Here is a 24639-nt window from a genome sequence, read left to right on the forward strand (position 1 = left end):
AAGGAGACAAAGATGAATCATCATCAGCACGTCATGGATCCGTTCAACTCGCAGGCGGCTGCGCCGACTTTCGATCAGATCAAGATCAACATCGCGAGCCCGGAAAAGATCCTGTCGTGGTCTTACGGCGAAATCAAAAAGCCTGAGACCATCAACTACCGCACGTTCAAGCCCGAGCGTGACGGCCTGTTCTGCGCGCGTATCTTCGGCCCGACCAAGGACTATGAGTGCTTGTGCGGCAAGTACAAGCGCATGAAGTTCAAGGGCGTCATCTGCGAAAAGTGCGGTGTGGAAGTCACCCTCAGCCGCGTTCGCCGCGAGCGCATGGGCCACATCGAACTCGCCGCTCCGGTCGCTCACATCTGGTTCCTGAAGTCGCTGCCCTCCCGCATCTCCCAGCTTCTCGACATGACGCTGAAGGATGTGGAACGCATTCTGTACTTCGAGAACTATGTGGTGATCGAGCCGGGCCTGACCCCGTTCACCCAGCACCAGCTCATCACTGAAGAAGAGTATCTCGACGCTCAGGACAATTACGGTCCGGACGCCTTCACCGCCATGATCGGCGCAGAAGCGGTGCGTGAGATGCTGGCCGCGCTCGACCTCGACAAGCTCGCCGCCGACCTGCGCGTCGAGATCGCCGAGTCGACCACCGAGCTCAAGCCCAAGAAGCTCGCCAAGCGTTTGAAGATCGTCGAGCAGTTCATCGTTTCGGGCAACAAGCCTGAATGGATGATCATGACCGTCATTCCGGTGATCCCGCCGGAACTGCGTCCGCTCGTTCCGCTCGATGGCGGCCGGTTCGCTACGTCCGATCTCAACGACCTCTACCGCCGTGTGATCAACCGTAACAATCGTCTCAAGCGCCTCATTGAGCTGCGCGCGCCCGACATCATCATCCGCAACGAAAAGCGTATGCTCCAGGAGGCCGTCGACGCCCTGTTCGACAATGGCCGCCGTGGCCGCACCATCACCGGTGCCAACAAGCGTCCGCTCAAGTCGCTGTCCGATATGCTCAAGGGCAAGCAGGGCCGGTTCCGCCAGAACCTGCTCGGCAAGCGCGTCGACTATTCCGGCCGTTCGGTCATTACCGTGGGTCCGGAACTCAAGCTCCACCAGTGCGGCCTGCCCAAGAAGATGGCGCTCGAGCTGTTCAAGCCCTTCATCTATTCGCGTCTCGACGCGAAGGGCCTGTCCTCGACCGTCAAGCAGGCAAAGAAGCTGGTTGAAAAGGAAAAGCCCGAAGTCTGGGATATCCTCGATGAAGTGATCCGCGAGCACCCGGTTCTCCTGAACCGTGCGCCCACGCTTCACCGTCTTGGCATCCAGGCGTTCGAGCCGATCCTGATCGAGGGCAAGGCCATCCAGCTTCACCCGCTGGTCTGCGCCGCGTTCAACGCCGACTTCGACGGCGACCAGATGGCCGTTCACGTGCCGCTGAGCCTGGAAGCCCAGCTCGAAGCCCGCGTGCTGATGATGTCGACCAACAACATCCTGCACCCGGCCAATGGTCAGCCGATCATCGTGCCGAGCCAGGACATCGTGCTTGGTCTCTACTACGTCTCGATCATGGCCGAGGGCGAGCCCGGCGAAGGCATGGCGTTCTCGTCCATGTCCGAGCTCGAGCATGCGCTTGAGAACAAGTCGGTTACGCTGCACACCAAGATCAAGGGCCGCGTCAAGACGCTCGATGCCGAAGGCAATGTGGTTTCCGCGATTGTCGAAACCACGCCGGGCCGCATGATGCTGGGGCAGATCCTGCCCAAGGGCGTGCCGTTCGAGGTGGTCAACCAGCTCATGACCAAGAAGAACATCTCCAAGGTCATCGACACGGTTTACCGTGCCTGTGGCCAGAAGGAGACCGTGATCTTCTGTGACCGCATCATGGATCTGGGCTTCAAGCAGGCCTGCCGCGCCGGCATCTCGTTCGGCAAGGACGACATGGTGATCCCGGATTCGAAGGCCAAGATCGTGGGCGATACCCGTCGTCAGGTCGAGGAGTTCGAGCAGCAGTACAATGACGGCCTCATCACCCATGGTGAGAAGTACAACAAGGTCGTCGACGCCTGGGCCAAGTGCGGTGACAAGGTCGCCGAGGAGATGATGAAGCGTATCTCTGCTCACGAGAAGGACGACAACGGCCGCTCCAAGCAGATCAACTCGGTCTACATGATGAGCCACTCCGGCGCCCGTGGTTCGGTCGCCCAGATGAAGCAGCTCGCCGGCATGCGCGGCCTCATGGCCAAGCCGTCGGGCGAAATCATCGAGACCCCGGTGATCTCGAACTTTAAGGAAGGCCTGACCGTTCTCGAGTACTTCAACTCGACCCACGGCGCCCGTAAGGGTCTGGCCGACACCGCGCTGAAGACCGCGAACTCGGGTTACCTGACCCGCCGTCTCGTGGACGTGGCGCAGGACGCGATCATCACCGCTGACGATTGCGGTACCGAGCGCGGCTTGACCATGGAAGCGATCATCGACTCCGGTCAGGTGGTCGCCTCGCTCGGCCAGCGTATCCTGGGCCGCGTTTCGGCCGACGACATCTACGTCCCCGGCACCGACGACGTTCTCGTCGCCAAGGGTACGCTGATGGACGAAGCGGACGTCGAAAAGATCGAGGCTGCCAAGGTCCAGTCGGTGCGCATCCGCTCGCCGCTGACCTGCGAGGTTCGCCAGGGCACCTGCGCGACCTGCTATGGCCGTGACCTTGCCCGCGGTACCCCCGTCAACATGGGCGAAGCCGTCGGCGTCATCGCGGCTCAGTCGATCGGTGAACCGGGCACCCAGCTCACCATGCGCACGTTCCACATCGGTGGTACGGCCCAGGTGGTGGACAACTCTTATCTCGAGGCCGGTGCCGAGGGTAAGATCGCGTTCCGCAACAAGAACATTGCGACCAACTCGGACGGCCACATCGTCGTCATGGGTCGCAACGTCTCCATCGTCATCGTCGATACCGATGGCAAGGAACGCGCCGTTCACAAGCTCGGTTATGGTTCGCGTCTGCGGGTCAACGAGGGCGATCAGGTCAAGCGCGGCCAGCGTCTGGCCGAGTGGGATCCGTACACCCGTCCGGTTCTGACCGAGGTCGAGGGCGAGGCGATCTTCGAGGATCTGGTCGATGGGGCTTCGGTCTCCGAGCAGACCGACGAGACCACCGGCTTCACCAAGCGTCTTGTCATCGACTGGCGTTCCAGCCAGCGCGGCGACGGGCTCAAGCCCGCAATCGCCGTCGGTTCGAAGGGCCAGCCCTTCAAGACCGATCGTGGCACCGATGCTCGGTACCTGATGAGCGTGGATGCGGTTATCGCCGTCGAGCCGGGCACCCGCGTTGCCCCCGGCGACGTCCTTGCCCGTATTCCGCTCGAAAGCGCCAAGACCAAGGACATCACCGGCGGTCTGCCGCGTGTGGCCGAACTGTTCGAGGCTCGCCGTCCGAAGGATCACGCGATCATTGCCGAAATCGATGGCACGATCCGCTTCGGTCGCGACTACAAGAACAAGCGTCGCATCATCATCGAGCCGAACGATGAGAGCCTGGAGCCGGTCGAGTACCTCATCCCGAAGGGCAAGCCGTTCCATCTGCAGGAAGGCGATCCGATCGAGCGGGGCGAGTATATCCTGGACGGCAACCCGGCACCGCACGACATCCTTGCCATCAAGGGCGTCGAGGAGCTGGCCAAGTATCTCGTCAACGAGATCCAGGAGGTCTATCGCCTGCAGGGCGTGTTGATCAACGACAAGCACATCGAGGTGATCGTTCGCCAGATGCTGCAAAAGGTCGAGATCACCGAGCCCGGCGAGTCCGGCCTGCTCAAGGAAGAGCAGATCGACCGCATCGACTTCGATGAGCTCAACGAACAGCTCGTTGCCGATGGCAAGAAGCCCGCGGAGGCCGTTCCGGTCCTGCTTGGCATCACCAAGGCGTCGTTGCAGACTCGTTCCTTCGTCTCGGCCGCGTCCTTCCAGGAGACGACCCGCGTCCTCACCGAGGCCGCCGTCTCGGGCAAGGCCGACCTGCTCGAAGGCCTCAAGGAGAACGTCATCGTCGGCCGTCTCATTCCGGCCGGTACGGGTGCTCGCATCTCCAATGTGCGCCAGATCGCGACCAAGCGCGACGACCTCATTCTCGAAGAGCGTCGCCGCCAGGCCGAAACGGTTGCCATCCCGGCGCCCGAGGCCATGCCGGAAGCTCCGGCCGAATAAGGTCGCAAGCATCGCAATAATAGAAAAATGGGGGCTTCGGCCCCCATTTTTGTTGCGCGCGGCGATGTCGCAAAACCGCCATCGATCCGTCAAGCAACGGTAAACGGCCTGTCACAGGGCGGGACTTAAATCCTCGCGGTTTTTGATCCGTTGTCAGGAGGCTCCCCCGTGGTCCGACAGTCCTTGTTATCGTTCGTTTCTCTTTTTGCTCTCGGCGCAGCCGCCCATGCGCAGGATGCGCAGGAATTTTCCGCCGTGCTGCTCGAGCATGCCCAGGTCCCGGCCCAGACCTTTCTTCCCGCCCCGGCCGATGCACCCGTCAGCCTCAACATTTCCGGCCGCTTTGCCGGCGGTGAGCGCAGCGAAGCCCCTTATAGCGTGATCGATGCCAATTCCGGTCTCGGCCGTCCGTTCCCCGGCCAGCCGCTGCAGGGCTTTTCGGGCATCCGCTCGCTCGGCGACGATCGCTTCCTGGTGCTCACCGACAACGGGTTCGGTTCGAAATACAATTCGTCCGATGCCATGCTGATGTTCAACATCCTGGTACCCGATTGGGAAACGGGGCAGGTCGCTGTTGAAGAAACGATCTTCCTTTCCGATCCCGACCGGGTCGTGCCGTTCCCGATCACCAACGAACATACCGATACCCGCTATCTCACCGGCGCCGATTTCGACCCTGAATCCATTCAGCCGGTCGGCGATCACTATTGGATCGGCGATGAGTTCGGCCCCTGGCTGATCGAGGTCGACGAGGACGGCGTGGTTCAGCAGGTTTTCGCCACCGAGCCGGGCGGCGAATTGCTGCGCAGCCCCGATAATTTCTTCGTCGGTTCGGTCAATCCCGGTGCCGACCAACCCGAGAACCTGCGCACTTTTGGTTCCGGCGGTTATGAGGGCATGGCACTGGGCGAAGACGGCACCACGCTCTACCCCCTATTGGAAAAGCCGATCTGGATGCCGGAAGAGGGCGCCCAGGAAACCATTGATGGCACGTCCGTGCTGCGCATGTTCGAGTTCGATACCGAAGAGGGCGAGTGGAGCGACGTGATCCGCTACTATCCGCTTGAAGACCCCGCCCATGCGATTGGTGATTTCAACATCATCGAAGGCACCCGCGCCCTGATTATCGAGCGCGACGGCCGCGAGGGCGACCCCCGCGACGAGAGTGTTGAAAATCCCGCTCAGTTCAAGCGCATCTATCTTGTCGATCTCGAACGCACCGACGAAAACGGCGTTCTGGAAAAGATCGCCTATATCGACCTCATGAACATCGAGGATCCCGATGGCGTCGCTCCGCGCGGCACGATCGAGGGTGTCTTCAACTTCCCGTTCGTCACCATCGAAGATGTCGACCGCGTCGATGAGACCACCATCGTTGTCGCCAACGACAACAACTATCCCGGCTCGGTAGGCCGCGAAGCGGGCCGTGCCGACGATAACGAGATCATCCTTCTCGACGTCGCCGATTTCCTCGCTGCCGAGTAGTGGAAACCAAAACGGTGGGGAAGGGGCCTTCGGGCCCCTTTTCTTTTTGTTTACCTTCAATCAACCTCTTGATTGCGCGGTTCGGCCCCCCATATCGCGCCATGCACGAAGTGCAGGGCAGGTGATCGGCAGGGCTCTGCGGCTTTTTTCCCGGAAAGCCTTGACGATTCTGAATCAACCCAGTAATACCCGCCCTACCTAAGCGGTCGGTCGTGATCCGGCACCGAATGCGAAGCGCCCAATGCGACGCATTCAAGCCGATCAAACACACTGTCGGGTAGTTAGACGCAACAAGTCTTGGGCGCATGATTGCTTCCGGTTCGGAGGTGATCCTCTGCATTCTTGGCGCCGCCGGATCCGTACGGAAGTCCGGGCAGGCGCCGCTCGCTTGTTATGTCGACAAGGATTTTGTTTGTACGGATGAAAAGAGGGTTCGAGCGATATGCCGACCATTAATCAGCTGATCCGCAAGCCCCGGCAGGCCAAGCCGAAGCGGAACAAGGTTCCGGCGATGGAGGCCAACCCGCAGAAGCGCGGTGTTTGCACGCGTGTCTACACGACGACCCCCAAGAAGCCGAACTCGGCTCTGCGTCGTGTGGCCAAGGTGCGCCTGGTCAATCAGCGTGAAGTTATTACCTACATTCCCGGCGAGGGTCACAACCTGCAGGAGCACTCTGTTGTGCTGATCCGCGGCGGCCGTGTGCGCGACCTTCCGGGCGTGCGTTACCACGTGCTGCGCGGCGTGCTGGACACCCAGTCGGTGAAGGATCGCAAGCAGCGTCGTTCGAAGTACGGCGCGAAGCGGCCGAAATAAGGAGATCTGTGAGCTATGTCCCGTCGGCATCGTGCAGAAAAGCGTGAGATCAACCCCGATCCCAAGTTCGGTGATCTGGTTGTCTCCAAGTTCATGAATTCGCTCATGAAGGACGGCAAGAAGTCTGCCGCCGAGAGCATTGTCTATGGCGCCTTCGAAGTTATCGAAGAGCGGACCAAGCAGGACCCCATCCAGGTGTTCCATGGCGCTCTCGACAACATCCGTCCGGCCGTTGAAGTTCGTTCCCGCCGTGTTGGTGGCGCGACCTACCAGGTTCCGGTCGAAGTCCGTACCGACCGCCAGCAGGCTCTCGCCATCCGCTGGTTGATCGATGCTGCGCGCAAGCGGGGCGAGCAGACCATGGTTGGCCGTCTTTCGGGCGAACTGATGGATGCCATGAATGGCCGTGGTCAGGCGGTCAAGAAGCGCGAAGACACGCACCGTATGGCTGACGCCAACCGCGCGTTCTCGCACTACCGCTGGTAAGGAAGACGATCATGGCTCGCGAATACAAGATCGAAGACTACCGCAATTTCGGCATCATGGCGCACATCGATGCCGGCAAGACCACCACGACCGAACGCATCCTGTTCTATACCGGCAAGTCGCACAAGATCGGTGAAGTCCATGACGGCGCTGCCACTATGGACTGGATGGAGCAGGAGCAGGAACGCGGCATCACCATCACGTCCGCTGCCACGACCACGTTCTGGCAGGGCCGTGACGGCAAGAAGCGTCGCTTCAACATCATCGACACTCCGGGCCACGTCGACTTCACCATCGAGGTCGAGCGTTCGCTGCGTGTGCTCGACGGTGCCGTCGCTCTGCTCGATGCCAACGCCGGTGTCGAACCGCAGACCGAAACCGTCTGGCGCCAGGCCGACAAGTACCACGTTCCGCGTTTGATCTTCGTCAACAAGATGGACAAGATCGGTGCGGACTTCTACCGCTCGGTGGAGATGGTCGGCGAGCGTCTGGGTGCCAAGGCCGTCGTTCTTCAGCTCCCGATCGGTGCCGAGAACGAGTTCGCCGGTGTCGTCGATCTCATCGAGATGAAGGCTCTGGTCTGGAACGGTGAGCAGCTCGGTGCGTCCTGGGATATCGTCGATATTCCGGCCGACCTGCAGGCTCGCGCCGAAGAATATCGCGAGAAGCTCATCGAAGCTGCCGTCGAAATGGACGAAGCTGCGATGGAAGCCTATCTCGAAGGCGAGATGCCGGATAACGACACGATCCGCAAGCTGATCCGCAAGGGCGTTATCAACACCGAGTTCTTCGGTGTTCTGTGTGGTTCGGCGTTCAAGAACAAGGGTGTTCAGCCGCTTCTTGATGCTGTGGTTGACTTCCTGCCTGCGCCCAACGACGTGCCGGCCATTCAGGGCATCGACGCCAAGACCGAAGAGCCGATCGAGCGCCATGCTGACGACAGCGAGCCGCTCTCGATGCTGGCGTTCAAGATCGCCAACGACCCGCACATGGGCTCGCTGACCTTCTGCCGCATCTATTCGGGTCACCTCGAAGCCGGTGCGCAGCTCGAAAATACCGTCAAGGGCAAGCGCGAGCGCGTCGGACGTATGTTCCAGATGCACTCGAACTCGCGTGAGCAGATCACCGAAGCCTTCGCTGGCGACATCGTTGCCATCGTCGGCCTCAAGGACACCACCACCGGTGACACGCTCTGCGTGCCCAACAGCCAGGTTATCCTTGAGCGCATGATCTTCCCCGAGCCGGTGATCGACATCGCCGTCGAGCCCAAGTCCAAGGCCGACCAGGAAAAGATGGGTCTGGCGCTGCAGCGTCTTGCTGCCGAAGATCCCTCCTTCCGCGTCAAGTCGGACGAGGAATCGGGTCAGACCATCATCTCGGGCATGGGTGAACTTCACCTCGACATCATCGTCGATCGCATGAAGCGCGAGTTCAAGGTCGAGGCCAATATCGGTCAGCCGCAGGTGGCGTATCGTGAAACGATCACCCGCCAGGCCGAAATCGACTACACCCACAAGAAGCAGTCGGGTGGTTCGGGCCAGTTCGCTCGCGTCAAGCTCGTCATCGAGCCCAACGAGCCTGGTGCCGGTTTCACCTTCGAAAGCAAGATCGTCGGTGGTTCGGTTCCCAAGGAATACATCCCTGGCGTGCAGAAGGGTCTGGAGTCCGTCATGGGCGCCGGTATCCTGGCTGGCTTCCCGATCGTCGACCTCAAGGCGACCCTCATCGATGGTGCCTACCACGACGTCGACTCCTCGGTGCTCGCGTTCGAAATCGCGGCTCGTGCCGCTCTGCGTGAAGGTCTGCCGAAGGCCGGTGCGAAGCTGCTCGAACCGATCATGAAGGTCGAAGTCGTCACCCCTGAAGAGTACATGGGCGACGTCATCGGTGACCTGAACTCCCGCCGTGGCCAGATTCAGGGCACGGAAAGCCGCGGTATCGCCCAGGTCGTCAACGCCTTCGTGCCGCTGGCCAACATGTTTGGCTATGTGAACTCGCTGCGCTCGATGAGCCAGGGCCGTGCACAGTACACGATGGTGTTCGATCACTACGAGCAGGTGCCCCAGGCGGTCGCCGACGAAGTCCAGGCCAAGTACGCCTGATAGGAAACCAATTTTTTCAGCAGCCCCAACCTGCTGAGTATGGAGATATGTGATGGGCAAGGAAAAATTCAGCCGCAGTAAGCCGCACGTGAACATTGGCACGATTGGTCACGTTGACCATGGCAAGACGTCTTTGACGGCAGCGATCACCAAGGTTCTGGCCGAGTCGGGTGGTGCGACGTTCACCTCGTATGACAACATCGACAAGGCGCCCGAAGAAAAGGCGCGCGGCATCACGATCTCGACCTCGCACGTCGAGTACGAGACCGCGAACCGGCACTATGCTCACGTGGACTGCCCCGGCCACGCCGACTATGTGAAGAACATGATCACCGGCGCAGCGCAGATGGACGGCGCGATCCTGGTGGTTTCGGCTGCTGACGGCCCGATGCCGCAGACCCGCGAGCACATCCTTCTGGCCCGCCAGGTCGGCGTGCCGGCGCTTGTGGTGTTCCTCAACAAGGTCGACCAGGTCGACGACGAGGAACTGCTTGAGCTGGTCGAGCTCGAAGTGCGCGAGCTGCTCTCCTCGTACGAATTCCCCGGTGACGACATTCCGATCACCAAGGGCTCGGCGCTGATGGCTCTTGAAGACAAGCGCCCCGAGATCGGCCGCGATGCGGTTCTGGCGCTGATGGAAACCGTCGACGCCTACATCCCGACCCCCGAGCGTCCGAAGGATCAGCCCTTCCTGATGCCGGTGGAAGACGTGTTCTCGATCTCGGGCCGCGGCACTGTTGTGACCGGCCGTGTCGAGCGTGGCGTGATCAAGGTTGGCGAGGAAGTCGAGATCGTCGGCATCAAGCCGACCCAGAAGACGACGGTGACCGGCGTCGAGATGTTCCGCAAGCTGCTCGATTCGGGTGAAGCTGGCGACAACATCGGCGCGCTGATCCGCGGTATCGACCGCAACCAGGTTGAGCGCGGCCAGGTGCTGTGCAAGCCCGGTTCGGTGACCCCGCACACCAAGTTCGAAGCCGAGGTCTATATCCTGACCAAGGAAGAGGGCGGCCGTCACACCCCGTTCTTCACCAACTACCGTCCGCAGTTCTACTTCCGGACCACTGACGTGACCGGTGTGGTGACGCTCAATGACGGTGTCGAGATGGTGATGCCGGGCGACAACGTGAAGATCAATGTCGAGCTGATCGTTCCGATCGCCATGGACGAAAAGCTGCGCTTCGCCATCCGCGAAGGCGGCCGCACCGTCGGGTCGGGCGTCGTCTCCAAAATCGTCGCTTAACGGGCAAGCAATAGAGAATGCGGTGCGCCCATTTCTGGCGCGCACCGCAGTCCTTTTTTCGGGATAGAACACAATGAACGGTCAGAATATTCGCATCCGGCTCAAGGCGTTCGACCATCGCGTGCTCGACAATTCGACCCGCGAGATCGTCAACACGGCCAAGCGCACGGGCGCGCAGGTTCGCGGTCCCATTCCGCTGCCGACGCGAATTGACAAATACACCGTCAACCGGTCGCCCCACATCGACAAGAAGAGCCGCGAGCAGTTCGAAATCCGGACTCACAAGCGTCTTCTCGACATCGTGGATCCGACCCCCCAGACGGTGGATGCACTGATGAAGCTCGATCTCGCCGCCGGCGTCGACGTCGAAATCAAGCTCTAAGTAAAGTGAGTTTCTAGCGTTTTTCGTTTTGGTGGGTCCTCTTGGGAAACAATGACCCGGAAAAACGCCCAAAAGAAAAGGTAACAACCGATGCGTTCTGGATTGATCGCACAGAAGCTGGGAATGACCCGCATCTTCACCGATGACGGCGCTCATGTTCCCGTTACCGTCCTGGCCCTGCAGGGTTGCCAGGTGGTGGGCCAGCGGACGCAGGAAAAGGACGGCTACGTCGCGCTTCAGCTCGGCGCCGGTTCCGTCAAGGTCAAGAATGTGAGCAAGGCCGAGCGCGGTCAGTACGCCGCTGCCAAGGTCGAGCCCAAGCGTAAGGTCGTCGAGTTCCGCGTGAGCGAAGACAACCTGATCGACGTTGGCGCCGAACTGCAGGCCGATCACTTCGTGGAAGGCCAGCTTGTTGACGTTACGGGCACCTCAATCGGTAAGGGTTTTGCCGGTGCGATGAAGCGCCACAACTTCGGTGGTCTGCGCGCTTCGCACGGTGTGTCGATCTCGCACCGCTCGCACGGTTCGACCGGTCAGAACCAGGACCCCGGCAAGGTGTTCAAGGGCAAGAAGATGGCTGGGCACATGGGTGCCGAGCGCGTCACGACCCAGAACGTCAAGGTCGTCAAGACCGATGTCGAGCGCGGGCTGATCATGGTTCAGGGTTCGGTTCCGGGCGCCAAGGGCGGCTGGATCCAGATCCGCGATGCCGTCAAGAAGCCGCGCCCTGAAGGCGTAGCGCTGCCTGGCTCCTTCAAGGCCGCTGCTAATGGGGAAAGTGTATAATGGAACTCCAGGTCACAACCCTCGAGGGTAAGTCGGCCGGCAAGGTCACGCTCGACGACGCAGTGTTCGGGCTCGAACCGCGCGCCGATCTGATCCAGCGCATGGTGCGCTACCAGCTTTTGAAGCGCATGGCCGGCACGCATGCGGTCAAGAACCGCGCCGATGTCGCCATGACCGGCAAGAAGTTCGGTCGCCAGAAGGGCGGCGGTGGTGCGCGTCACGGTTCGCGTCGCTCCAATATCTTCCGCGGTGGTGGTCGCGCTTTCGGCCCGACCCCGCGCAGCCACGCCATCGAGCTGCCCAAGAAGGTTCGCGCGCTGGCTCTCAAGCATGCCCTTTCGGCCAAGGCCAAGGCCGGCGATCTCGTGATCCTCGACCAGGCCGTCGCCGATGCGCCCAAGACTGCCGCGCTTCGCGTCGTCTTCGGCAAGCTGGGCTTTTCCAATGCGCTGATCATCGACGGTGCCGAACTGGACCAGAATTTCGCGCTCGCAGCGCGCAACATTCCCCAGATCGACGTGCTTCCGGCTCAGGGCATCAACGTCTACGACATTCTGCGTCGCGAAAAGCTGGTCCTGACCAAGGACGCTCTCGCAGCGCTGGAGGGCCGGTTCCAATGAGCGCGCTCAAGCATTACGACATCATCCGCAACCCGGTCGTGACTGAAAAGTCGACCATGGCTTCGGAAAACGGTCAGGTCGTCTTCGACGTGGCCATCGACGCGACAAAGCCTGAGATCAAGGCCGCCGTTGAGGCGCTGTTCGACGTCAAAGTGAAGGCCGTCAACACCATCGTCCGCAAGGGCAAGGTCAAGCGGTTCCGCAACATGCTTGGCACCCGCAAGGACGTCAAGAAGGCCGTCGTCACCCTCGTTGACGGTCAGACCATCGATATCTCGACCGGTCTGTAAGAAGGCGAGAAGGAAGAGTTCAAATGGCTTTGAAACAGTACAATCCCACCTCGCCGGGCCGTCGCCAGCTTGTCGGCATCGACCGGTCCGAGCTCTGGAAGGGTTCTCCGGTCAAGAAGCTGACCGAAGGTCTCACCAAGTCGGGTGGCCGCAACAACCGTGGCCGCGTCACTGCCTTTGCGCGTGGCGGCGGACACAAGCGCGCTTATCGTCTCGTCGATTTCAAGCGCACCAAGTTCGATGTCGTGGGCACCGTTGAGCGCCTCGAATACGATCCCAACCGGACCGCATTCATCGCTCTGGTCAACTACGAGGATGGCGAGCAGGCTTATATCCTTGCCCCGCAGCGTCTGGCTGCCGGCGACAAGGTGGTCTCGTCTATGAATGCCGTCGACGTGAAGCCTGGCAACGCCATGCCGCTCGAGCGCATGCCGGTCGGCACGATCGTGCACAACATCGAGCTCAAGCCCCGCAAGGGCGGCCAGATGGCCCGTTCCGCCGGTGCTTACGCTCAGTATGTCGGCCGTGACGCCGGTTGGGCGATTCTTCGCCTCAACTCGGGCGAACAGCGCCTGGTGCATGGCTCGTGCCTGGCGACCGTCGGTTCGGTGTCCAACCCGGATCACTCGAACACCTCGATCGGCAAGGCCGGCCGCAGCCGTTGGCTGGGCAAGCGTCCGAACGTTCGCGGTGTCGCGATGAACCCGATCGACCACCCGCATGGTGGTGGTGAAGGCCGTACCTCGGGTGGCCGTCATCCGGTCACTCCGTGGGGCAAGCCCACCAAGGGCAAGCGCACCCGCACCAACAAGGCGACGGACAAGTTCATCGTCCGCTCGCGGCACCTCAAGAAGGGCAGGTAAGCCATGGCACGTTCCGTCTGGAAAGGCCCGTTTGTCGACGGGTATCTGCTGAAGAAGGCAGACAAGGTCCGGGAATCGGGCCGCAACGAAGTGATCAAGATCTGGAGCCGCCGCTCGACGATCCTGCCGCAGTTCGTTGGCCTCACCTTCGGCGTCTATAACGGCCAGAAGCATATCCCGGTCTCGGTGACCGAGGAAATGATCGGCCACAAGTTCGGTGAGTTTTCGCCCACGCGCACCTATTACGGTCACGCGGCCGACAAGAAGGCGAAGAGGAAGTAACGATGGGCAAGGAAAAGCGTGAACGCACGCTCAAGGACAACGAGGCGAAAGCCGTCCTTCGCATGGTGCGTACGAGCCCCCAGAAGCTGAACCTGGTTGCCGCGCAGATCCGCGGCAAGAAGGTCGATCGCGCTCTGGCCGAGCTTGAGTTCTCGCGCAAGCGCATTTCGCTCTCGGTCAAGAAGACCCTCGAAAGCGCCATCGCGAACGCCGAAAACAACCACGGTCTGGACACCGATGCGCTTGTCGTGTCGGAAGCCTTTGTCGGCAAGGCTCTGGTGATGAAGCGGTTCCATGCTCGTGCCCGCGGTCGCGGCGCGCGCATCGAGAAGCCGTTCTCGCACCTGACCATCGTCGTCCGTGAAGTCGAGGAGGCCGTCTGATGGGCCAGAAAGTTAATCCGATCGGGCTTCGCCTCGGCATCAACCGCACCTGGGACTCCCGTTGGTACGCCAACAAGGGCGAATATGGTTCGCTCCTGCAGGAAGATCTCAAGATCCGCGAGATGCTCGAGGAAGAGCTCAAGCAGGCCGCTGTTTCCAAGATCGTCATCGAGCGTCCGCACCGTAAGTGCCGCATTTCGATCCACTCGGCTCGTCCGGGCATCGTGATCGGCAAGAAGGGTGCGGACATCGAGAAGATCCGCAACAAGGTCAAAAAGTTCACCAACTCGGAAGTGCACATCAACATCGTTGAAGTGCGCAAGCCCGAGACCGATGCGACGCTCGTTGCCCAGGGCATCGCCCAGCAGCTCGAACGCCGTGTGGCGTTCCGCCGCGCCATGAAGCGCGCCGTGCAGACGGCGATGCGCATGGGGGCCCAGGGCATCCGCGTCAACGTTGGTGGTCGCCTTGGCGGTGCCGACATCGCGCGTACCGAATGGTATCGCGAAGGCCGCGTTCCGCTTCATACGCTGCGTGCCGACGTCGACTATGGCGTTGCCGAAGCCGAAACGACCTACGGGATCATCGGGATCAAGGTCTGGATCTTCAAAGGCGAGATCATGGAACACGATCCGATGGCTCACGAGCGCCGTGCGACCGAAGGCGGTGACGCCGGCGGGCAGGGCCGCCGCGGTCCGGCTGCAAGCTAAGAAAGACTTGAAAAATGCTGCAACCGAAACGAACTAAGTTCCGCAAGGCCCACAAGGGCCGGATCCACGGTGTCGCCAAGGGCGGCTTCGATCTCAATTTTGGCGAATATGGCTTGAAGGCTCAGGAACCTGAGCGTATAACCGCCCGCCAGATCGAGGCCGCACGTCGCGCGATGACTCGCTACATGAAGCGCGCAGGTCGTGTGTGGATCCGGGTGTTCCCGGATGTGCCCGTGTCGTCCAAGCCGACTGAAGTCCGTATGGGTAAAGGTAAGGGTGCTCCCGAATATTGGGCAGCCCGCGTCAAGCCCGGCCGGATCATGTTCGAAATCGACGGCGTAAGTGAAGAAGTTGCGCGTGAAGCTCTGCGTCTTGCGGCCATGAAGTTGCCGATCAAGACGCGGTTCGTCAGCCGCATTGCAGATTAAGGAACGTTGAGCGATGGCAAAGCCGAGCGACGTTAGGGCAAAGACGGTGGACGAACTCAAGGACGAGCTCGTCAACTTGAAGAAAGAGCAGTTCAACCTGCGCTTCCAGCGCGCCACCCAGCAGCTGGAAAACACGTCTCAGGTCAAGAAGGTCCGCCGCGACATCGCGCGCGTCAAGACCGTCCTGGCCGAGAAGGCAGCGGCAGGGAAGTAAGGAGACACGAAATGCCCAAGCGTATCCTGCAGGGGACAGTGGTCTCCGATGCGAACGATAAGACGATCGTTGTGACCGTGGAACGCCGTTTCACTCACCCGATCCTGAAAAAGACGGTGCGCCGTTCCAAGAAGTACCATGCTCATGACGAGGCCAACACGGCCAAGGTTGGTGACGTGGTGCAGATCGAAGAGTGTGCCCCGATCTCCAAGAACAAGCGTTGGACCGTCGTAACGTCGGCTTAACGCAAAAGAGGTCAGGTGCCGTGCCGGGTGACGGTGGCGGAAACCATAAAGAATAAGAAGGCAGCCAGTCATGATTCAGATGCAGACGAACCTCGACGTCGCCGATAATTCGGGCGCTCGTCGTGTTATGTGCATCAAGGTGCTGGGCGGTTCGCATCGCAAGTATGCGTCTGTTGGCGACATCATCGTGGTGTCGGTCAAGGACGCGATCCCGCGCGGCCGCGTCAAGAAGGGCCAGGTGATGAAGGCCGTAGTGGTTCGCACCGCTTCGGATATCCGCCGCCCCGATGGCACCGTGATCCGTTTCGACCGCAATGCGGCGGTCATCATCAACAACAACAAGGAACCGATCGGCACCCGTATCTTTGGCCCGGTTCCTCGTGAGCTGCGCGCGAAAAATCACATGAAGATCATTTCGCTCGCGCCGGAGGTGCTGTAATGGCTGCCAAGATCAAAAAGGGTGACAAGGTCATCGTTCTGACTGGCAAGGACAAGGGCAAGACCGGAAACGTTCTTCAGGTCATCCCGTCCGAGACCCGCGCGGTCGTTTCTGGCATCAACCTGGTGCGCAAGCACCAGAAGCAGACCCAGAGCCAGGATGCCGGCATCATCACGCGCGAAGCTCCGATTCATCTGAGCAACATCGCGCTGGTCGACGCCAAGGAAAACAAGCCGACCCGCGTTGGCTTCAAGATCGAAGACGGCGTGAAGAAGCGCGTCGCAAAGCGTTCCGGAGAAGTGATCGATGGCTGAGACTTACGTTCCGCGCCTGCGCTCCCATTATGACGATGTGGTGCGCGCCGGTCTCACCGAGACCTTCAACTATGCCAACCCCATGCAGGTTCCCAAGCTTGAGAAGGTCGTTCTCAACATGGGTGTCGGCGAAGCGGTTGGCGATTCCAAGAAGGTGAAGGCTGCCATGGCCGATCTCGAGAAGATCGCCGGCCAGAAGCCCGTCATCACTTATGCCCGCAAGTCGATCGCCGGCTTCAAGGTTCGCGAAGGGATGCCGCTCGGCGTCAAGGTCACGCTGCGCCGTGCCCAGATGTACGAGTTCATCGATCGTCTCGTGAACGTTGCACTGCCGCGCGTCCGTGACTTCCGTGGGCTCAACCCCAAGAGCTTCGATGGCCGCGGCAACTACGCCATGGGCATCAAGGAGCACATCGTGTTCCCCGAGATCAACTATGACCAGATCGATCAGGTCTGGGGCATGGACGTGATCGTCTGCACCACGGCAAAGACCGACGACGAAGCGCGTGCGCTTCTCAAGGCTTTCAATTTCCCGTTCCGCCAGTAAGCGGATAACGGGAAGAGAGACGAAAGAGAGACTTAGATGGCTAAAGTTAGCTCCATCGAGAAGAACAAGCGCCGCGCCAAGCTTGCCAAGCAGTATGCGGAAAAGCGCGCTGCGCTCAAGGCAAAGGCCAAGGACGAGTCGCTGAGCTTTGAAGAGCGTTTCGCTGCTCAGCTCAAGCTTGCCGAACTGCCCCGCAATGCTTCCCCGGTTCGCGTGCGCAACCGTTGTGAAGTTTCGGGCCGTCCGCGCGGTTACTATCGCAAGCTCAAGTTGAGCCGTGTGGCTCTGCGTGAGCTTGGCTCGATGGGCAAGATCCCGGGCCTGGTCAAGTCGAGCTGGTAAGGAAGAAGAAAAATGACTCTTAGCGATCCGCTTGGCGATATGCTGACCCGCATCCGCAACGCGCAGCTGCGCCGTCGCGATGTTGTCCGCACTCCGGCTTCGACCCTGCGCGCTCATGTGCTGGACGTGCTCAAGGCCGAAGGCTATATCCGTGGCTATTCGGAACAGACCAATGAAGATGGTCTGCCCGAGTTCGTCATCGAGCTGAAGTATTCGGAAAACCAGCCGGTTATCCAGGAACTGCAGCGGGTGTCCAAGCCCGGCCGCCGGGTTTATGCATCCGTCAAGAACATTCCTGTCGTTAGCAATGGTCTTGGTGTCTCGATCCTTTCCACCCCCAAGGGTGTGATGGCCGACCACCAGGCTCGTGCTGAAAATGTTGGCGGTGAGGTCCTCTGCCGCGTCTTCTAAGACGCAAAGCAGAGGAGACCCCACCAACGAAGAGAAGGCAAAGAAAAATGTCGCGTATTGGCAAAAAGCCGGTCGCCCCGGTCAGCGGCGTGACGGTCACTGTCGATGGCCAGAAGGTAACCGCGAAGGGCTCCAAGGGTGAGCTCTCGGTGGTGCTCGTGGATCTGGTCAAGCCCGAGATGACCGATGACGGCGTTGTCGTCACCCCCGTTGATGACAGCCGCGAGGCCCGTTCGGCCTGGGGCATGTCGCGTACGCTGGTTCAGAACATCGTCGCTGGTGTGTCCACCGGCTTTGAGCGCAAGCTCGCCATCACCGGCGTTGGTTATCGTGCCCAGATGCAGGGGTCGGACCTGAAGCTTTCGCTGGGTTTCTCCCACGAAGTCATCTTCAAGGCCCCCGATGGGATCACGCTCGCTGCCCCGACCCAGACCGAGATCGTCGTGACGGGTATCGACAAGCAGCAGGTTGGCCAGGTTGCGGCCAACATCCGTGAGTTCCGGCCGCCGGAGCCCTACAAGGGCAAGGGCGTGCGCTATGCGGACGAGCACATCTACCGCAAGGAAGGCAAGAAGAAGTAAAATGGCTAAGCTTTCTGGTATCGATCGCCGCAAGGCCCGTGTTCGCCGGTCCATCAAGGCCCACGCCAATGGTCGGCCCCGTCTGTCGGTCTTCCGTTCGGACAAGAACATCTATGCGCAGATCATCGACGATGCGAATGGCGTGACGCTGGCGTCCGCTTCCTCGCTCGAAAAGGATCTCAAGATCACCAACGGCGCCAATCAGGCTGCCGCTGCCGAAGTGGGCAAGGCGATTGCCGAGCGCGCCACCAAGGCCGGTGTGACCGAAGTCGTTTTCGATCGCGGCGCGTATATTTTCCATGGTCGGGTCAAGGCCCTGGCCGATGCAGCCCGCGAGGGCGGGCTGAGCTTCTAAGCGAACGCTCCTTACAAGATAAAAGAGAAAAAAGACTGGTAGGACGATGAGAGACACTCAAGAACGCGATAGCGAATTCGTCGATCGCCTGGTTCATATCAACCGCGTTGCCAAGGTTGTTAAGGGCGGCCGTCGCTTCGGTTTCGCCGCCCTCGTGGTCGTCGGCGACCAGAAGGGCCGCGTCGGCTTCGGTCATGGCAAGGCGCGCGAAGTGCCGGAAGCCATCCGCAAGGCGACCGAACAGGCCAAGCGCCAGATGATCCGCGTGCCGCTGCGCGAAGCCCGTACGCTGCACCATGACGTCGCCGGCCGCCACGGCGCCGGCAAGGTCATCCTGCGTGCCGCCCCGGCCGGTACCGGCATCATCGCCGGCGGTCCGATGCGCGCCGTGTTCGAAACCCTGGGCATCAACGACATCGTTGCCAAGAGCCAGGGCTCGGCGAACCCCTACAACATGGTTCGCGCCACCTTCGATGCGCTCAAGAACGTCGATAGCCCGCGCTCGGTCGCGGCTCGTCGTGGGCTGAAGGTTTCCGAGCTGCAGGCCCGCCGCGGCGAAGCCGCCGTCGAAGCCTGATTGGGGCTCGAGGAGAAGATCAATGGCTAAGAAGACCATCATCGTCGAGCAGATCGGATCGCCGATCCGCCGCAAGGAAGATCAGCGCGCGACCCTCGTTGGCCTCGGGCTCAACAAGATGCATCGCCGGAGCGAGCTGGAAGATACCCCGTCTGTGCGCGGCATGATCTCCAAGGTCGCTCACCTCGTCCGCGTCGTGGACGAGCAGTAAGAGGATTTTGGAACAATGAAACTCAATCAGATCGCTGACAATGCCGGCGCCACCAAAGCCAAGGTCCGTGTGGGCCGCGGTATTGGTTCGGGCCTGGGCAAGACCGGCGGCCGTGGCGTCAAGGGCCAGAAGTCCCGTTCCGGCGTTGCCATCAACGGCTTCGAAGGCGGGCAGATGCCGCTCCACATGCGGATGCCCAAGCGCGGCTTCAACAACGCGTTCGCCAAGAAGTGGAACGCGGTGCGCCTCGACCGCATCCAGGCCTATATCGATAGCGGCAAGCTCGATGCCAAGGGCGCCGTGGATGCCGAAGCGCTCGTCAAGGCAGGCGTCATTCGCCGCGTGCGTGACGGTGTTCGCCTGATCAATGGCGGCGAGTTCAAGGCCCAGAAGGTGACCTTCAAGGTCAACCACGCCTCGGCCGGTGCCGTTGCCGCCATCGAAGCGGCCGGTGGCAAGGTCGAGGTGATCGGCAAGCCTGCCGACGCCGAGTAATTTTCCGCGACTTTGGAGCGCGCCCTCGCAGTCTTCCCGATTCCGGGGATTGCATGAGGGCGCGCTCTGACTATATCAGAGCATTGCTTCATGGTGGCGTCCGAGGCGTAGCTGTGAGCGTTCTCCGGGCCCTCGTGCCCGTTCCTTTGCTCTAAAAGCGTTTCTCAGAGGGAGCCGTCATGGCGTCTGCAGCCGAGCAACTGGCCCGCAATTTGAGCTTCTCGACCTTTTCCAAGGCCAAGGATCTCCAGAAGCGGATTTTCTTCACTCTTGGCGCACTGCTCGTTTATCGACTTGGCACCTACATTCCGATTCCGGGCATCGATCCCGATGCCTTCGCCGCGACCTTCCAGCAGGCACAGGGCGGCATCTTCGGGCTGTTCAACATGTTCGCCGGCGGCGCCGTGGAGCGCCTGGCGATCTTCGCGCTGAACCTCATTCCCTATATCACCGCGTCGATCGTCATTCAGGTGATGTCGACGGCTTCCCCGCGCCTTGAGGCGCTCAAGAAGGAAGGGGAGAGCGGCCGGCGCAAGATGAACCAGTATACGCGGTATCTTACCGTGGTGTTCTGCGCCGTGCAGGCCTATGGCATCGCCGTCGGGCTGGAGGCCAGCGAGGGCGTGGTGTCCGATCCGGGCTGGTTCTTCCGCATTTCGACCGTCATCACGCTTGTGGGCGGCACCATGTTCCTGATGTGGCTGGGCGAGCAGATCACCGCGCGCGGCATCGGCAACGGCATTTCGCTGATCATCTTTGCCGGTATCGTCGCCACGCTTCCCGGCGTTATCGCCCAGACGCTCGAATTGAGCCGTACAGGCGCGCTGCCCACGCTTGCGGTCGTCGGTATCCTGGTGGGCGCCATCGCGGTCATCGCGGTCATCGTCTTCTTCGAGCGCGCCCAGCGCCGGCTTTTGATCCAGTATCCCAAGCGCCAGGTCGGCAACAAGATGTATCAGGGCGATACCTCGCACCTGCCATTGAAGCTCAACACCTCCGGTGTCATTCCGGTGATCTTTGCCTCTTCGCTGCTGCTGCTGCCCGCAACCATCGCGACCTTCTCGGCACAGGGCGACGCACCGCAATGGCTCCAGTATATTTCCGCGCTGCTCGGCCGTGGGCAGCCGCTCTATCTCATCCTGTTCGCAGCGATGATCATCTTCTTTGCGTTCTTCTATACCTCGATCGTGTTCAACCCGACCGAGACGGCGGACAATCTGAAGCGTTCGGGCGGCTTCATTCCGGGCATCCGTCCGGGCGAGCGCACCGCGCAGCACATCGACTACGTATTGACGCGTATTACGGTCGTCGGCGCCATCTATCTCACCGTCGTGGCCCTTATTCCCGAGGTCTTCCTGAGCCAGCTCAACATCTCGGCTTTCCTGGGCGGCACCTCGCTGCTCATCATGGTGACGGTGACGCTCGATACGGTGAGCCAGATCCAGAGCCATCTGATCGCGCAGCAATATGAGGGCATGGTCAAGAAATCGCGTCTAGGGGGACGGAAAAGATGAGACTGGTACTTTTGGGGCCTCCGGGCGCAGGGAAGGGCACCCAGGCCCAGATCCTGGTCAAGGCCTATGACATTCCGCAGCTTTCCACCGGCGACATGCTGCGTGCCGCGATCGCGGCCAAGACCCCGCTGGGTCTGGAAGCAAAGGCAATCGTCGATCGCGGCGATCTGGTTTCCGATGATATCGTCTCGGGCATCATTTCCGAGCGGATGGACCAGCCCGATTGTGCCAAGGGTTTTATTCTCGACGGTTTCCCGCGCACCATTGCGCAGGCCGAGGCGCTGACCCATATGCTGGACCGCAAGGGCCTGCATCTTGATGCGGTCATCGAGATCAAGGCCGATCCCGACGTCCTGGTCGAGCGCATCATCAATCGCGCCAAGGAATCGGGTGGGGCTCGCGCCGACGACAACGAGGACGTGCTGCGCAAGCGCCTCGATGTCTATACCCAGCAGACCGCACCGCTCGTCAATTTCTATGCCGAGCGTGGTCTGCTCAAATCGGTCGACGGCATGGCCGCGATCGAAGAGGTCACTGCTGCAATCAAGGCAGCTATTGACAAATCTTAAATGTGGTCGCGCGGTGCTGTTGACTTATGCGCCGCGAGTCCTTAGAACCGCGCCCAGTCTCAGAAATTTCGAGGGCTGGATTCGGTTCCTTCCGCAAAGAGAAGGGGGTCGGATGCCGGTCCCTTGTTGTTGAACGACGTAGGGCGTCAAGCCCTCACACACCAATTTTAGGAGATCCGGCGTGGCTCGTATTGCTGGCGTCAATATCCCGACGAACAAGCGCGTGGTTATCGCGTTGCAGTATATTCACGGGATTGGGCCGAAGATGGCCTCTGAAATCTGCGAGAAAGTCAGCATTCCGGCCGAGCGCCGCGTGAATGAGTTGACCGACGCGGAAGTTATCCAGATCCGCGAAACCATCGACCGTGACTATCAGGTCGAGGGTGACCTTCGCCGTACCGTTGCCATGAACATCAAGCGTTTGATGGACCTGGGCAACTATCGCGGCCTGCGTCACCGTCGTGGTCTGCCGGTGCGCGGTCAGCGTACCCATACCAATGCCCGCACCCGCAAGGGTCCGGCAAAGCCCATCGCGGGCAAGAAGAAATAAGAAGGCCGGGTGCGGCGTCGAAGGGCAGGGCGTTTCGTCCCGCCTTTTGCGTTCCGTTCCAGGCTTTCGAGGTGTAGCCGCTGGAAGCACGGCGGCGCTCGAGATCGATTAGAGGAAGTAAATGGCTAAAGCAGATACCACGCGCGTTCGCCGCCGCGAGCGCAAGAACATCAGTGCCGGCGTTGCGCATGTGAACGCCTCGTTCAACAACACGATGGTCACCATCACCGACGTTCAGGGCAACGCGATCTCCTGGTCCTCCGCCGGCATGATGGGTTTCAAGGGCTCGCGTAAATCGACCCCGTATGCAGCTCAGATGGCTGCTGAAGACGCTGCCAAGAAGGCGCAGGAACACGGCATGAAGACCCTTGAGGTCGAGGTCCGCGGTCCGGGTTCGGGTCGTGAGTCCGCTCTGCGTGCCCTGCAGGCCGCCGGTTTCACCGTCACTTCCATCCGAGACGTTACATCCATTCCCCACAATGGGTGCCGGCCGCGCAAGCGCCGTCGCGTCTAAAAGTGAAACGAACCTCGGCAGGGCCAGCCGGGGTTCGTTTACGGTTTGCGGCATGGCGGCCGGGGCAGGGCCGCGATTTTAAGAAGGAAGTTGGACGTGATGATCCAGAAAAACTGGCAGGAACTGATTAAGCCGACCAAGCTCGACGTCGTTCCGGGCAGCGATTCCGCGCGCGTCGCCTCCGTGGTCGCCGAGCCGCTCGAACGCGGTTATGGCTTGACCCTGGGCAACACGCTGCGCCGGGTTCTGCTCTCGTCGCTGCAGGGCGCTGCAATCACCGCCATCCAGATCGATGGCGTTTTGCATGAATTCTCGTCGATTCCCGGCGTGCGCGAGGACGTGACCGATCTCGTCCTCAACATCAAGGAAATCGCCGTCAAGATGGAAGACGAGGGGCCCAAGCGCCTCACGCTCTCCAGGCAGGGTCCGGGTGCCGTCACCGCTGGCGACATCAAGACCACCGGCGACATCGAAGTTTTGAACCCCGAACTGGTGATCTGCCACCTCGACGATGGTGCCGAGATCAACATCGAGTTCACGGTCAATACCGGCAAGGGTTATGTCCCGGCCGACCGCAACAAGCCCGAGGATGCCCCGATCGGCTATATCGCCGTCGATGCGCTGTTCTCGCCGGTCAAGCGTGTCAGCTACAAGGTCGAAAAGACCCGTGAGGGCCAGAACCTCGACTTCGACAAGCTGACCATGCAGATCGAAACCAATGGTGCGATCAGCCCGGAAGATGCGCTGGCCTTTGCCGCCCGCATCGTTCAGGACCAGCTTTCGGTGTTCGTGAACTTCGAAGAGCCCACCAAGGAAAAGGCCGAGGATTCGGCTCCCGAGCTCGCCTTCAATCCGGCACTGCTCAAGAAGGTGGACGAGCTCGAGTTGTCGGTTCGGTCGGCGAACTGCCTCAAGAACGACAATATCGTCTATATCGGCGATCTCATCCAGAAGACGGAAGCGGAGATGCTTCGCACGCCGAACTTCGGGCGCAAGTCGCTCAACGAGATCAAGGAAGTGCTGGCCCAGATGGGGCTCCATCTTGGAATGGACGTCAACAACTGGCCGCCTGAAAACATCGAAGACCTCGCTAAGCGTTACGAAGATCATTACTGATCTTCCGCTGCGACCAGAAGAACTTTAGGAGAGTACCATGCGCCACGGTAAAGCCGGCCGCAAACTGAACCGGACCTCTTCGCATCGCAAGGCGATGTTCAAGAACATGTCCGCGGCCCTCATCAAGCACGAGCAGATCGTGACCACCTTGCCCAAGGCCAAGGAACTGCGTCCGATCGTCGAAAAGCTCATCACGCTCGGCAAGCGCGGTGATCTGCACGCCCGCCGCCAGGCCATCGCCCAGATCGGCGATGAAGCCATGGTCAAGAAGCTGTTCGACGTTCTCGGCCCGCGCTATCAGGATCGCAACGGCGGTTACACCCGCGTGCTGAAGGCCGGCTTCCGCCACGGCGACAACGCCCCGGTCGGCGTTATCGAGTTCGTGGATCGCGATGTCGATGCCAAGGGCCAGGATTCCGGCCCCACCGCGGACTTCACCCGCGACGAGGAAAACGAAGCCGCGTAATCCGCGCTTCCGTTTCAGGATACAAAAAGGCCCGGCACTGCCGGGCCTTTTTCTTATTCACCCTTCGGGTGCCAGGGATGGGCGATAGGGATGGGCGAC

The 24639-nt window shown here is 60.7% G+C and carries 33 protein-coding genes; all 33 read left to right on the forward strand.

The window, feature by feature from the left end:
- Positions 1-12: 12 nt before the first annotated feature.
- The 33 genes from rpoC to rplQ all read left to right on the forward strand — a co-directional run bounded on the left by rpoC (position 13) and on the right by rplQ (position 24540).
- On the forward strand, positions 13-4206 hold the full coding sequence (gene rpoC / locus NO934_RS16015) for a DNA-directed RNA polymerase subunit beta' (protein WP_309160990.1): 4194 nt from the start codon (positions 13-15) through the stop codon (positions 4204-4206).
- Between the two features lie 168 nt (positions 4207-4374).
- The gene (locus NO934_RS16020) at positions 4375-5691 is read left to right on the forward strand and encodes an esterase-like activity of phytase family protein (protein WP_309160991.1); all 1317 of its coding nucleotides are present in this window, start codon (positions 4375-4377) and stop codon (positions 5689-5691) included.
- 442 nt (positions 5692-6133) lie between these two features.
- Complete coding sequence (gene rpsL, locus NO934_RS16025; protein WP_041528652.1) at positions 6134-6505, forward strand: 30S ribosomal protein S12; 372 nt, start codon at positions 6134-6136, stop codon at positions 6503-6505.
- A gap of 15 nt (positions 6506-6520) precedes the next feature.
- Complete coding sequence (rpsG, locus tag NO934_RS16030) at positions 6521-6991, forward strand: 30S ribosomal protein S7 (RefSeq protein WP_309160992.1); 471 nt, start codon at positions 6521-6523, stop codon at positions 6989-6991.
- An 11-nt stretch (positions 6992-7002) separates the two neighbouring features.
- Complete coding sequence (fusA, locus tag NO934_RS16035; protein ID WP_309160993.1) at positions 7003-9093, forward strand: elongation factor G; 2091 nt, start codon at positions 7003-7005, stop codon at positions 9091-9093.
- A gap of 52 nt (positions 9094-9145) precedes the next feature.
- Positions 9146-10336, forward strand: a complete 1191-nt coding sequence (tuf, locus tag NO934_RS16040) for an elongation factor Tu (protein WP_309160979.1) — start codon at positions 9146-9148, stop codon at positions 10334-10336.
- 73 nt (positions 10337-10409) lie between these two features.
- Positions 10410-10718: a 30S ribosomal protein S10 gene (gene rpsJ, locus NO934_RS16045; protein ID WP_309160994.1), complete on the forward strand. Its 309-nt coding sequence runs from the start codon at positions 10410-10412 to the stop codon at positions 10716-10718.
- A 90-nt stretch (positions 10719-10808) separates the two neighbouring features.
- The gene (gene rplC / locus NO934_RS16050; protein ID WP_309160995.1) at positions 10809-11504 is read left to right on the forward strand and encodes a 50S ribosomal protein L3; all 696 of its coding nucleotides are present in this window, start codon (positions 10809-10811) and stop codon (positions 11502-11504) included.
- A complete protein-coding gene (rplD, locus tag NO934_RS16055; RefSeq protein WP_309160996.1) occupies positions 11504-12124 on the forward strand; it encodes a 50S ribosomal protein L4 in 621 nt (206 codons plus the stop codon). The genes rplC and rplD overlap by 1 nt, the downstream gene beginning before the upstream one ends.
- The gene (locus tag NO934_RS16060; RefSeq protein WP_309160997.1) at positions 12121-12414 is read left to right on the forward strand and encodes a 50S ribosomal protein L23; all 294 of its coding nucleotides are present in this window, start codon (positions 12121-12123) and stop codon (positions 12412-12414) included. Before rplD ends, NO934_RS16060 begins: the two co-directional genes overlap by 4 nt.
- Positions 12415-12437: 23 nt before the next feature.
- Entirely contained in the window at positions 12438-13277 is an 840-nt protein-coding gene (gene rplB / locus NO934_RS16065) for a 50S ribosomal protein L2 (protein WP_309160998.1), read from the forward strand.
- Between the two features lie 3 nt (positions 13278-13280).
- Positions 13281-13559, forward strand: coding sequence for a 30S ribosomal protein S19 (rpsS, locus tag NO934_RS16070; RefSeq protein ID WP_309160999.1), 279 nt, complete (start codon positions 13281-13283; stop codon positions 13557-13559).
- A 2-nt stretch (positions 13560-13561) separates the two neighbouring features.
- Positions 13562-13942 (forward strand): 50S ribosomal protein L22, encoded by a 381-nt coding sequence (gene rplV / locus NO934_RS16075; RefSeq protein ID WP_309161000.1) that lies wholly within the window; start codon positions 13562-13564, stop codon positions 13940-13942.
- Positions 13942-14652, forward strand: a complete 711-nt coding sequence (rpsC, locus tag NO934_RS16080; RefSeq protein ID WP_309161001.1) for a 30S ribosomal protein S3 — start codon at positions 13942-13944, stop codon at positions 14650-14652. Before rplV ends, rpsC begins: the two co-directional genes overlap by 1 nt.
- 14 nt (positions 14653-14666) lie before the next feature.
- Positions 14667-15080 (forward strand): 50S ribosomal protein L16, encoded by a 414-nt coding sequence (rplP, locus tag NO934_RS16085; RefSeq protein ID WP_309161002.1) that lies wholly within the window; start codon positions 14667-14669, stop codon positions 15078-15080.
- 13 nt (positions 15081-15093) lie between these two features.
- A complete protein-coding gene (gene rpmC, locus NO934_RS16090) occupies positions 15094-15294 on the forward strand; it encodes a 50S ribosomal protein L29 (protein WP_309161003.1) in 201 nt (66 codons plus the stop codon).
- An 11-nt stretch (positions 15295-15305) separates the two neighbouring features.
- On the forward strand, positions 15306-15539 hold the full coding sequence (gene rpsQ, locus NO934_RS16095; protein ID WP_309161004.1) for a 30S ribosomal protein S17: 234 nt from the start codon (positions 15306-15308) through the stop codon (positions 15537-15539).
- Between the two features lie 70 nt (positions 15540-15609).
- A complete protein-coding gene (gene rplN, locus NO934_RS16100; protein WP_114644921.1) occupies positions 15610-15978 on the forward strand; it encodes a 50S ribosomal protein L14 in 369 nt (122 codons plus the stop codon).
- A complete protein-coding gene (gene rplX / locus NO934_RS16105) occupies positions 15978-16292 on the forward strand; it encodes a 50S ribosomal protein L24 (RefSeq protein ID WP_309161005.1) in 315 nt (104 codons plus the stop codon). Before rplN ends, rplX begins: the two co-directional genes overlap by 1 nt.
- Positions 16285-16839 carry a 50S ribosomal protein L5 gene (gene rplE, locus NO934_RS16110; protein ID WP_309161006.1) on the forward strand — a complete coding sequence of 185 codons (555 nt, stop codon included), beginning with the start codon at positions 16285-16287 and terminating at the stop codon, positions 16837-16839. Before rplX ends, rplE begins: the two co-directional genes overlap by 8 nt.
- A 36-nt stretch (positions 16840-16875) precedes the next feature.
- Entirely contained in the window at positions 16876-17181 is a 306-nt protein-coding gene (gene rpsN / locus NO934_RS16115; RefSeq protein WP_309161007.1) for a 30S ribosomal protein S14, read from the forward strand.
- A gap of 12 nt (positions 17182-17193) precedes the next feature.
- Entirely contained in the window at positions 17194-17592 is a 399-nt protein-coding gene (rpsH, locus tag NO934_RS16120) for a 30S ribosomal protein S8 (protein WP_309161008.1), read from the forward strand.
- 47 nt (positions 17593-17639) lie between these two features.
- Positions 17640-18173 carry a 50S ribosomal protein L6 gene (gene rplF / locus NO934_RS16125; RefSeq protein ID WP_309161009.1) on the forward strand — a complete coding sequence of 178 codons (534 nt, stop codon included), beginning with the start codon at positions 17640-17642 and terminating at the stop codon, positions 18171-18173.
- A 1-nt stretch (position 18174) separates the two neighbouring features.
- A complete protein-coding gene (gene rplR / locus NO934_RS16130; protein WP_309161010.1) occupies positions 18175-18528 on the forward strand; it encodes a 50S ribosomal protein L18 in 354 nt (117 codons plus the stop codon).
- A gap of 46 nt (positions 18529-18574) precedes the next feature.
- Positions 18575-19105 (forward strand): 30S ribosomal protein S5, encoded by a 531-nt coding sequence (gene rpsE, locus NO934_RS16135; protein ID WP_309161011.1) that lies wholly within the window; start codon positions 18575-18577, stop codon positions 19103-19105.
- 22 nt (positions 19106-19127) lie between these two features.
- Complete coding sequence (gene rpmD, locus NO934_RS16140; RefSeq protein WP_309161012.1) at positions 19128-19316, forward strand: 50S ribosomal protein L30; 189 nt, start codon at positions 19128-19130, stop codon at positions 19314-19316.
- 15 nt (positions 19317-19331) lie between these two features.
- A complete protein-coding gene (gene rplO / locus NO934_RS16145) occupies positions 19332-19811 on the forward strand; it encodes a 50S ribosomal protein L15 (protein WP_309161013.1) in 480 nt (159 codons plus the stop codon).
- Positions 19812-19990: 179 nt separating this feature from the next.
- A complete protein-coding gene (gene secY, locus NO934_RS16150; RefSeq protein WP_309161014.1) occupies positions 19991-21325 on the forward strand; it encodes a preprotein translocase subunit SecY in 1335 nt (444 codons plus the stop codon).
- Positions 21322-21894 (forward strand): adenylate kinase, encoded by a 573-nt coding sequence (locus NO934_RS16155; RefSeq protein WP_309161015.1) that lies wholly within the window; start codon positions 21322-21324, stop codon positions 21892-21894. The genes secY and NO934_RS16155 overlap by 4 nt, the downstream gene beginning before the upstream one ends.
- Before the next feature lie 181 nt (positions 21895-22075).
- Entirely contained in the window at positions 22076-22444 is a 369-nt protein-coding gene (gene rpsM / locus NO934_RS16160) for a 30S ribosomal protein S13 (protein WP_309161016.1), read from the forward strand.
- Positions 22445-22565: 121 nt separating this feature from the next.
- On the forward strand, positions 22566-22958 hold the full coding sequence (gene rpsK, locus NO934_RS16165) for a 30S ribosomal protein S11 (protein ID WP_309161017.1): 393 nt from the start codon (positions 22566-22568) through the stop codon (positions 22956-22958).
- 99 nt (positions 22959-23057) lie between these two features.
- Entirely contained in the window at positions 23058-24074 is a 1017-nt protein-coding gene (locus NO934_RS16170; protein WP_309161018.1) for a DNA-directed RNA polymerase subunit alpha, read from the forward strand.
- A 37-nt stretch (positions 24075-24111) separates the two neighbouring features.
- Entirely contained in the window at positions 24112-24540 is a 429-nt protein-coding gene (gene rplQ, locus NO934_RS16175) for a 50S ribosomal protein L17 (RefSeq protein ID WP_309161019.1), read from the forward strand.
- The last annotated feature ends 99 nt before the right edge of the window (positions 24541-24639 follow it).

Source organism: Pelagibacterium sp. H642, from assembly GCF_031202855.1.
In the GTDB taxonomy this organism is placed as follows: Bacteria; Pseudomonadota; Alphaproteobacteria; order Rhizobiales; family Devosiaceae; genus Pelagibacterium.